The sequence below is a fragment of the Methylobacterium sp. AC690 genome (assembly GCF_979256535.1).
Window position 1 is genome coordinate 212360 of record NZ_CEEDOX010000009.1, and the last position, 8944, is coordinate 221303.

11 protein-coding genes are annotated in these 8944 nt (G+C 68.9%); all 11 read right to left on the reverse strand.

Annotated elements, in window-relative coordinates; translation table 11 throughout:
- Window positions 1-99: 99 nt before the first annotated feature.
- Window positions 100-741 carry a DedA family protein gene (locus AC0IY1_RS12805; RefSeq protein ID WP_471769985.1) on the reverse strand — a complete coding sequence of 214 codons (642 nt, stop codon included), beginning with the start codon at window positions 739-741 and terminating at the stop codon, window positions 100-102.
- Window positions 742-1293: 552 nt separating this feature from the next.
- A complete protein-coding gene (locus tag AC0IY1_RS12810) occupies window positions 1294-1494 on the reverse strand; it encodes a hypothetical protein (protein ID WP_055959157.1) in 201 nt (66 codons plus the stop codon).
- 205 nt (window positions 1495-1699) lie between these two features.
- Window positions 1700-2821, reverse strand: coding sequence for a branched-chain amino acid ABC transporter substrate-binding protein (locus AC0IY1_RS12815; RefSeq protein ID WP_103711934.1), 1122 nt, complete (start codon window positions 2819-2821; stop codon window positions 1700-1702).
- Window positions 2822-2925: 104 nt separating this feature from the next.
- Window positions 2926-3291, reverse strand: a complete 366-nt coding sequence (locus tag AC0IY1_RS12820; protein ID WP_471769987.1) for a DUF6867 family protein — start codon at window positions 3289-3291, stop codon at window positions 2926-2928.
- Between the two features lie 2 nt (window positions 3292-3293).
- Window positions 3294-4091: an ABC transporter ATP-binding protein gene (locus tag AC0IY1_RS12825; protein WP_471769989.1), complete on the reverse strand. Its 798-nt coding sequence runs from the start codon at window positions 4089-4091 to the stop codon at window positions 3294-3296.
- Window positions 4088-5020, reverse strand: a complete 933-nt coding sequence (locus AC0IY1_RS12830; protein ID WP_471769991.1) for an ABC transporter ATP-binding protein — start codon at window positions 5018-5020, stop codon at window positions 4088-4090. Before AC0IY1_RS12830 ends, AC0IY1_RS12825 begins: the two co-directional genes overlap by 4 nt.
- On the reverse strand, window positions 5017-6387 hold the full coding sequence (gene livM / locus AC0IY1_RS12835; RefSeq protein WP_471769993.1) for a high-affinity branched-chain amino acid ABC transporter permease LivM: 1371 nt from the start codon (window positions 6385-6387) through the stop codon (window positions 5017-5019). Before livM ends, AC0IY1_RS12830 begins: the two co-directional genes overlap by 4 nt.
- Before the next feature lie 2 nt (window positions 6388-6389).
- Window positions 6390-7307 carry a branched-chain amino acid ABC transporter permease gene (locus AC0IY1_RS12840; protein WP_055959172.1) on the reverse strand — a complete coding sequence of 306 codons (918 nt, stop codon included), beginning with the start codon at window positions 7305-7307 and terminating at the stop codon, window positions 6390-6392.
- Between the two features lie 217 nt (window positions 7308-7524).
- Window positions 7525-7938: an EF-hand domain-containing protein gene (locus AC0IY1_RS12845; protein ID WP_055959175.1), complete on the reverse strand. Its 414-nt coding sequence runs from the start codon at window positions 7936-7938 to the stop codon at window positions 7525-7527.
- Window positions 7939-8074: 136 nt separating this feature from the next.
- Entirely contained in the window at window positions 8075-8539 is a 465-nt protein-coding gene (locus tag AC0IY1_RS12850) for a hypothetical protein (protein WP_471769996.1), read from the reverse strand.
- Window positions 8540-8686: 147 nt separating this feature from the next.
- A partial coding sequence (locus AC0IY1_RS12855) for a hypothetical protein (protein ID WP_471769998.1) occupies window positions 8687-8944 on the reverse strand: 258 nt, incomplete at its 5' end.

An 8944-nucleotide genomic window follows, 5' to 3' on the forward strand; every position in this document is an offset into this window, starting at 1 on the left:
GCATTTCCTCCCGGTCGGCTGACCCATGACCGGAACGAACAAACCCGCCGACCTCGTGGGCGGCGGGTTCCGGCAGGGAGGCCCGTACGAGGCGAGCGGTCAGGCCAGCGGCCCGGGAATGGCGCTCTCGGCCTCGGCGAGGAGCCGGCTCTCGTGCTTGCGCACGAACAGCCACAGGGCGAGTCCCCCGAAGACCACCACCGCGAGGAGCGCCAGGCCGACGGGGCCGGCGATGTGCTCGATCGAGCGACCGCAGTAATACGAGCCCAGGCCCATGATCGTCGCCCAGGCGATGCCGCCGAGGCCGTTGAAGATCAGGAAGCGGCGCGCATCGAGCTTGTTCACGCCCGCGAGGACGGCCGCATAGGCGCGCAGCATCGCGGTGAAGCGACCGAAGAACACGATCTTTCCGCCATGCTCGCGAAAGAGGTACTGCCCGAGCTTGAGGCGGCCGTGATCCAGGGCGATCAGGTGGCCGTAGCGCAGCAGGAGCGGCATGCCCCAGCGGCGGCCGACCCAGTAACCGAGATTGTCGCCCAGGATCGCGGCGGCCGCGGCCGCCACGATGATCAGGCCGATGTTCAACTGGCCGGTGCTGCCGGCATAGACGGCCGACGAAATCAGGATCGTCTCGCCCGGTAGCGGGACGCCCGCACTTTCCAGAGCGATGACGACGAAGATCGCGATGTAGCCGTAGCTGGCGATCAGGTCGGCGATGGGCAGGTTCGTGAGGAAGGACATCAGCGTTCCCGTGTCGGCACTCCCGCGACACAGAGCGGGCGAACATGGCGGGAACGGGGCTCGTCTGTGGCTGAGCCGTGCCGGGCCATGGGGGCGCCGCCGGTCCGCGGTGCCGCAACGCCCTGCTGCCGGGCCGTCGCCGGGAGCGGGGCGCTCTCTGCTCAGGGATCAGCTGAAGGAGCCGAAGCCCTCGAAACTGTCGCTCTCGAATGTCGAGGCTGGCAGCGGATCGGGTGTCGGCTCCTAAGCGTCGTCGCCCGGGTGCTCCGGACCTTGCAATCGGCAGGGGTGGATCTCGTCGGAGACGGTTGCGAGCGGCGCGGCAGAGCGATCGTGCTGCACGTCTTGGGTCATCCAGGCTCCTCACAGGGCGTGCCCGTCTTACGGCACAGCTCGGGGTACCGGAACCGGATCGGCCCGGTAACCCCGCGAGGCTTCGAGGAGCACAGGTCTGGCATGCGGTGACTGGGAGACCTGTCACTCCACAGTCATCGCGCCGGCGTCGGGATATCGCCTGGTTGCGGAGGCCTGGGAGCCTCCGTCCCGGATCGCTCAGGCGTTCTTGCGCGGACGATGGTCCGGATCGACCCCGCCTTCCGGCGTCGTTTCGTTGTCGACATCGCCCTCGACGGTGGAGTCCGCCGCGACATCGTTCGGGTCGTGCCCGGTCATGCCCTTCGATTGGCCGATCCCCGGGTTACCCTTGAGGTCGGCGTCGCTCGGGACGTCGGTCTTCAGGTGCTTGTTGGACATGTCTGCTCCCGCCGATGTGGGCTTTATCGCGGGCGCTGAGAACCGCCCCGCGATACGCCTCGACCAACGGAACGGACCGGGCGCTGTTCCCGGTTGACCGGGTGTGCAGGTTCGTCGCGCCCGGAGCCGGAGCCTTCGCGGCCACGCACGAAAACGGCCGGGGAATCGCTCCCCCGGCCCCGATCGGCGACGACGCGCGCGGTGCTTACGGCTGCTCGTTGCCGGCGTAGTTGATCGAGCCGTCGGCGCCCTTCTTCCACATGTACATCACGTAGTCGGGGCGGGTGATGTCACCCTTCTTGTCGTAGGAGATGTCGCCGATCACCGTGTTGAAGGGCTTGCCCTCATGCATGTAGGCGGCGACCTTCTGGCCGTCGGTGGACTTCGTCGCCTTCATCGCGTCGGCGAGGATCTGCATGGCGGCGTAGGAGTAGAGGGTGTAGCCCTCGGGGTCGAAGTTCATCGCCTTGAAGGCGTCGACGGTTGCCTTCGACTTCGGGTTCTTGCGGGCATCCGGCGAGAACGTCATCAGGGTGCCGTCCGAGCCCGGGCCCGCCACTTGGGCGAACTCGCGATCGGCGATGCCATCGCCGCCCATCAGCGGCGCCTGCAGGCTCTGGTCGCGCATCTGGCGGATCAGCAGGCCAGCCTCGGTGTAGAGGCCGCCGAAATAGACCACGTCGACATTGGCCTGCTTCAGCTTCGAAACCAGGGCCGAGAAGTCCTTCTCGCCCGGGTTGATGCCCTCGAAGAGCACGTTGGTGGCGCCCTTGGCCTTCAGGGCCTTCAGCGTCTCGTCGGCCAGGCCCTTGCCGTAGGGGGTCTTGTCATGGACGAAGGCGATCTTCTTGCCCTTGAACTTGTCGGCGAGGTAGGCGCCCGCCACCGCGCCCTGCTGGTCGTCGCGGCCGCAGGTGCGGAAGGTGTTCCAGTTGCCGCGCTCGGTGTACTTGATCGCCGTGGAAGCCGGGCTGACCTCGACGATCCCGGCTTCCTGGAGCACGTCCGAGACCGGGATCGAGACGCCGGAGTTGAAGGCGCCGATGACGGCCTTCACGCCCTCCGAGGCGAACTTGTTGGCCACCGACACGCCCTGCTTCGGGTCGGAGGCGTCGTCCCCCACGGTCATGACGAGCTTCTCGCCGTTGACGCCGCCCGCCTTGTTGATGTCGGCGATGGCCTGCTGCGCGCCGGTCTTGATCTGCGCGCCGAAGGCGGCGTTCGGGCCGGTGACCGGGACCACCACGCCGATCTTGATCTCGGCCTGGGCGGCCGTCGCCGCCAGCATCAGGCCAAGCGCGACGCCGGCCGACAACAATGACTTCATGCCCGTTTCCCCTCTCGAAGCGCCGCGCCGGGCGGAACGTCCGGCGATGGTGGCGCATGACACGCGAAGTGGCCCCCTGCGGGGGTGGTCCAAACGCCGCGCCGTCACGGCGTCGGCGCGCTCGTCCGGTCCCGCCAGCTCAGCGGTCCGGTGCGCTCGTAGAGCCAGGCATATTGCCGGGTCATCTGTCCGGTGCGGGTGTAGCGGTAGGCCACGGCCCCGATGGCGAGGGCGACGGCGGCGTCGAGGCAGTAGGCGGGCAGCGACAGCAGCGCCTCCTCGAACAGCGCGTAGTGGAGGAAGCGCGTCACCGCCGCGATGAGGAGGAGCGCCAGCGCGCAGTGCCAGAACGGGCGCCAGCCGCGGGCGAGCCCGCTGCCGGTCATCCAGGCCGCACCGCCACCCATCGCCACGGTGATGAGGAGGAAGATCCCGAGGGTGCGCAGATCGAGGCTGAAACCGTCGGCCATGCTCAGTGCGATCCCCCCTCGAGGTAGGCGGCCTTCACCTGCGGGTCGTCGAGGAGCGCCTGGCCGGTGCCGCTCATCGTGACCGCCCCCGTGACCATGACGTAGCCGCGATGCGCGAGCTTGAGGGCATGATAGGCGTTCTGCTCGACGATGAACACGGTCAGGCCCTCGCGGGCGTTGAGCTCGCGCACGGCGGAGAAGATCTGCTTGACCACCAGGGGGGCCAGCCCGAGCGAGGGCTCGTCGAGCATGAGCAGGCGCGGCCGGCTCATCAGCGCGCGGGCGATGGCCAGCATCTGCTGCTCGCCCCCCGACATGGTGCCGCCGCGCTGGTCGATGCGCTCGCGCAGGCGCGGGAACAGGGTGCACATCCGCTCGAGGTCCTCGGCGAAATGCTTCCCCCCGTTGACGGCCGCGCCCATCTGCAGGTTCTCGCGCACCGTCATGCGGGAGAAGATCCGCCGCCCCTCGGGTGACTGCGCCAGGTTGAGCCGGGCGATCTCGTGGGTCGGCAGCTTGGTGATGTCCTGACCCGCGAAGGTGATGGTGCCCTCGCGCGCCTGGGGCTGGCCGAAGATCGTCATCATCAGGGTCGACTTGCCGGCCCCGTTGGCGCCGATGAGGGCGACGATCTCACCCTCGTGCACGTCGACATTGACGCCCTTCAGGGCCTGGATGCTTCCGTAATAGGCCGAGACCCCGCGCACGCTGAGGAGCGGTCCCTTGCCGGTCTGCATGTCCGCCTGCGCCATCCGGGCGCGGGTCTCGTCCACCAGCACGTTGATGCCCGCGACGCTCATGCTGTGGTTCCCGCAGAGGTTCCGACGAGACCGACTTCCGCTTCCACGGCCGCCACCTCCTCGTCGTCGACGCCGAGATAGGCCGCGATCACCCGGGTGTCGTTGCGGATCTCCTCCGGCGTGCCGTCGGCGATCTTGATGCCGTAGTCGAGCACCACGATCCGGTCGGAGATCTTCATCACCACCGACATGTCGTGCTCGATGAGCAGCACCGAGGTGCCGTACTCGTCCCGGATCATCCGCAGCAGGGTATTGAGGTCGGCCGATTCCCGCGGGTTGAGGCCGGCGGCCGGCTCGTCGAGGCAGAGCAGCACCGGGTCCGTGCACATGGCGCGGGCGATCTCCAGGCGGCGCTGGTCGCCGTAGGGCAGGTCGCCTGCCGGCTCGTCGGCCCGGTGCGTGAGGCCGATGCGCGCGATCCAGCCGGCGGCCTTGGCGATCGCCTCCTCCTGTGCCCTGCGGTAGACCGGCAGGCCGAGGATGCCCGCCAGGGAGAAGCCCGAGGCCCGCATCAGGGGCTTGTGCATGGCGACCAGCAGGTTCTCCAGCACGGTCATCTGCGGGAACAGGCGGATGTTCTGAAAGGTGCGCGCGACCCGGGCGAGGCGGTTGACGTCGTGGCCGGGCAGGCGCTCGAGCAGGTAGGTCTCGCCGCCGGCCTGCGCCAAGCGGATCATGCCCTCGGTCGGCTTGTAGAAGCCGGTGATGCAGTTGAAGACCGTGGTCTTGCCGGCGCCATTGGGACCGATGAGCGCCGTGATGTCGCCGCGCCCGACCTTGAAAGAGAGGTCGCCGACGGCGGTGAGGCCGCCGAAGCGCATGGTCAGGTGGTCGACCACCAGGATCGGGTCGGCAGGGCCGCCCGGTGAGGCGGCCGGGGGCTCGTCCTGCAGCGTGGCCAGGCGGGTGGTTCCGGTGGCGAGCGTCATGCGCCGCGCCCCTTGAGGCGGACCGAGGGCGAGCGCTCGGAGATCAGCCCGCGCGGGCGCCAGACCATCATGCAGACCATGGCGAGACCGAACAGCAGCAGGCGGTACTCGTTCGGGTCGAAGCCTTCGCCGAACACCGCCTTGAGGAAGGACAGGTTGCGCAGCAGTTCCGGGGCGCCGACCATGACGATCGCCGCGATGGCGACGCCGACCTGGCTGCCCATGCCGCCGAGCACCACGATGGCGAGGATGATCGCGCTCTCGAGGAAGTTGAAGCTCTCCGGCGAGACGAAGCCCTGGCGCACCGCGAAGAACGAGCCGGCAAAGCCCGCGAACATCGCGCCGAGCGCGAAGGCGGTGAGCTTGGTCATCGTGGTGTCGATACCGAGCGAGCGACAGGCGATCTCGTCTTCGCGCAGGGCCTCCCAGGCGCGCCCCAGCGGCAGGCGGCGCATGCGCAGGGTCACGAGGTTGGTGACCAGCGCCAGCACCAGGATCAGGTAATAAAGGAAGATGATGCGGTGGATCGGGTTGAAGGTCAGCCCGAAGGTCTGGGCGAACCCGCCCTCCCCGGCCGTGAACGGGATGCCGAAGAAACTCGCCCGCGGGATCGAGGAGAGGCCGGCGGCGCCGCCGGAGAAATCGACCCAGTTGATCAGCACGAGGCGGATGATCTCGCCGAAGGCCAGGGTGACGATGGCGAGATAGTCGCCGCGCAGGCGCAGCACGGGGAAGCCGAGGAGCACGCCGAAGGCGGCGGCGAACAGGCCCGCCAGCGGCAGGCAGATCCAGAACGACAGCCCGAAGCCGGTGGAGAGCAGCGCGTAGGAATAGGCCCCGACCGCGTAGAAGGCGACGTAGCCGAGGTCGAGGAGCCCGGCGAGACCGACGACGATGTTCAGGCCCCAGCCGAGCATGACGTAGGTGAGGATGAGGATGCCGAGATCGATCCAGTAGCGCCCCTCGGACAGGCCGCCCGAGCCGAGGGCGGCGAGCAGCGGCAGGGTGAGGGCGACGATCAGGGTCAGCGGACCCAGGACGCGGCCCGCGCGGGCCACCACGGGGGGCGCCCCCGCCGTGGCGATCCGGTGCGCCTCGCGCCGGCGCGAGACCTCCCCGAGGATCAGCCGCTGGCCGAGGCGCAGCACGAACACCGCGAGGCAGAGGCCCGCGACGACGCCCCAGCGGCCGGTGAGTTCGAGGCCGGTGCCCTGCCCGAGATCGGTCCGGTAGGCCACCACCGGAATGCTCAGGCCCAGCGTCACTAGGGCAAAGAGCGCCGAATCCTTGAGCATCTCCGCGAATGCCGCGCCGGAGCGGCGGCCGACGGTGGGGGCCACCGCGCCGATGGTCGATCCTGTCGCCATGGTCAGACCTTCTCGACTTCGGGGCGTCCGAGGATGCCGGATGGTTTGAAGATGAGCACCACGATGAGGATCAGGAACGCGGCCACGTCCTTGTACTCGATCGAGAAGTAGGCCGACCAGAAGGTCTCGATCAGGCCGATGATCAGGCCGCCGAGGACCGCGCCGGGCAGCGAGCCGATGCCGCCGAGGACCGCCGCCGTGAAGGCCTTCACGCCGGGCACGAACCCGTCCGAGAACGAGACCACGCCGTAATAGAGGAGGTAGAGGGTGCCGGCCACCGCCGCGAGCGCCGCGCCGAGGACGAAGGTCAGCGAGATCGTCCGGTCGACGTTGATGCCGAGCAAAGCCGCCATGCGCCGGTCCTGCTCGCAGGCCCTCTGGGCGCGCCCGAACGAGGTGCGCTGCACCAGGTACCAGAAGCCGGCGAGCAGCAGCGCCGTCGTCGTCATGATGATCGCCTGCTTGTAGGACAGGGTCACGGTGTACTGCTCGTTCTGGTAGAGCACGATGACGTCGCGGACGAGGGGCGGCACCGGCTTGTTGCGCGCGCCCTGCACCACCTGGACGAAGTTCGACAGGAAGATCGACACGCCGATGGCCGAGATCAGCGGCGCAAGGCGGAACGAGCCGCGCAGCGGCCGGTAGGCGACCCGCTCGATCGCCCACCCCCACAGGGCCGTGAGGATCATGGCGAGCACCAGCACGATCAGGAACACCAGGGCGACCGAGGTCAGCCCGAGCCAGGACGTGAGGATGAGGAAGAAGATCAGGGCAATGAAGGAAGAGAGCATGAACACGTCGCCATGGGCGAAGTTCACCATCCCGATGATGCCGAAGACCATGGTGTAGCCCAGGGCAATCAACCCATAGATCGACCCGAGCGTCAGGCCGTTGATGAACTGCTGGGCGAAAAATTCCATGAACCGGCCTTCGTTTCGACGGCGCAGCCATCGGCAAACGCAGGGTGCGAATGGCATGCCAGCCTGGAATGTTCTGAACTCCCGCCTCCGGTCAATCCTTGCCGCAAATTCGAGCGTGAGCTTTCCCAGGCCCTGAAACGAGAAAGGCCCGGCGCTGGGAGCGCCGGGCCGTCTCGGGACGTGGGTCGGGGTCCGGTGCCCGAGGCACCGGCCGGCCTTACTTGAGAAGGGAGACCAGCGCCTTGCCGGCAGGGGTCTTCAGCTCCTTGGCGTCGAGGGTGCCGTCGTTGTCCGGATCGGCGGCCTTGAAGCGCGCCTCGACGAGGGCGAGGAACTCGGTCTTGTCGAGGGTGCCGTCCGAATCCGGGTCGGCGGCCTTGAGCGCCTTCTTGCTCACGCGGCCCTGGAGCTCCTTGGCGTCGACAGTGCCGTCCTTGTCGGATTCCAGCTTGTCGAAGAGGGCGCCGGCCACGGCCTGAGCCTCCTTGAGGTCGATGGTGCCATCGTTGTCGGTGTCGACCATCGAGATCACCTTCGACGCGCCCGGACCCTTGGCCGAGGCCGGGATCGCCAGGGGAAGCGCGAGGGCGGCGGCCCCCAGGACGACGGCGAGACGGGACAGATTGGACATGCGGAAGTCTCCTCGAAAGGCAATCACGAAGGAGCGCCTAGCACGTCCCCAGACCGGCGCGGAAGATGTATTGCGCAGGGCCGTCTCGCGTTGCGTGCCCCTGGTCAGGTTGCGACATCGTGCCCATTATCGGGGGTCAGCCGACCCGGGCGGCACTGTCCGCTACGGTCACCGCCTTGCGGATGACGCCCGCGAAGGTGACGTGCGCCGTATAAGAGATGCCGTCCTTGCGCGCGCGAACCTCGAAGTGCTTCGGCTTGCGCGCTGGCGCCCCGTCCACCTGATAACCCGCCTGACGGAGGGCCGCGAGGGCCGTGGCCGGATCGGCCGGCGCCGCGTCCTTGCCCGCGGGACCGGGTCGGACGATGGCACGGCGGATCCCGTCAGGCCCCGTGATCGCGGTGGCCCGGATCTCGGTGGGCTTGGTCTCGCCGGTGACCGCGACCGCGTCGCCGACGTTCAGGATCACCGACTGCCCGGCCAGCGCCGTGGCGCCGTCCGGGCCGAGATCGATCAGGATTCGGCCGTCCGGCCCCTCGAGGGCGAGGCGATGGCCGAACACGGCCCAGATCGTTCCGTGGGTGCTGTGCATCTCGGGCATGAGAGTCTCTCTGAGGATCGATGGAGGGGCTGCGGCGGCTCTGCGAGCCGACGCGTCTTGTTGATGCGCTTGGGCTCTGCGAGCCGACGCGCCCTGTTGGTGCGCCGGGGCTCTGCGAGCCGCCGAGTCCGGATCGGGCGCTGGAACTCAGCGCGCGTCGGGCCGGGGCGGCGCGTCCGGCCGGGGGGCGTCGGGCTTCGGCTGGTCCGGGAGCGCGGCGAGGCGGTCGAGCATCTGCAGGGCCAGGTCGGCGCAAGCCTTCATCGGCTCGTCGTCGGCGCATTTCACATCAAGGGCGGTTTCGCCCCGCTCCAGCCGGAAATGGGCGGCCTTGGCGGGCGGCGGGGGCGGCGGCGCCTCGGGGCCCCGGCGCGGGCCGCCCGGAGGCGGGGCACCGGCCTCTGG

Coding starts and splice junctions, on each gene's coding strand:
- AC0IY1_RS12845 (WP_055959175.1), bottom strand. CDS start 7,938: ATGTCCAATCTGTCCCGTCTCGCCGTCGTCCTGGGGGCCGCCGCCCTC.
- AC0IY1_RS12830 (WP_471769991.1), bottom strand. CDS start 5,020: ATGACGCTCGCCACCGGAACCACCCGCCTGGCCACGCTGCAGGACGAG.
- AC0IY1_RS12810 (WP_055959157.1), bottom strand. CDS start 1,494: ATGTCCAACAAGCACCTGAAGACCGACGTCCCGAGCGACGCCGACCTC.
- AC0IY1_RS12840 (WP_055959172.1), bottom strand. CDS start 7,307: ATGGAATTTTTCGCCCAGCAGTTCATCAACGGCCTGACGCTCGGGTCG.
- AC0IY1_RS12825 (WP_471769989.1), bottom strand. CDS start 4,091: ATGAGCGTCGCGGGCATCAACGTGCTGGTGGACGAGACCCGCGCCCGG.
- livM (WP_471769993.1), bottom strand. CDS start 6,387: ATGGCGACAGGATCGACCATCGGCGCGGTGGCCCCCACCGTCGGCCGC.
- AC0IY1_RS12850 (WP_471769996.1), bottom strand. CDS start 8,539: ATGCCCGAGATGCACAGCACCCACGGAACGATCTGGGCCGTGTTCGGC.
- AC0IY1_RS12815 (WP_103711934.1), bottom strand. CDS start 2,821: ATGAAGTCATTGTTGTCGGCCGGCGTCGCGCTTGGCCTGATGCTGGCG.
- AC0IY1_RS12805 (WP_471769985.1), bottom strand. CDS start 741: ATGTCCTTCCTCACGAACCTGCCCATCGCCGACCTGATCGCCAGCTAC.
- AC0IY1_RS12820 (WP_471769987.1), bottom strand. CDS start 3,291: ATGGCCGACGGTTTCAGCCTCGATCTGCGCACCCTCGGGATCTTCCTC.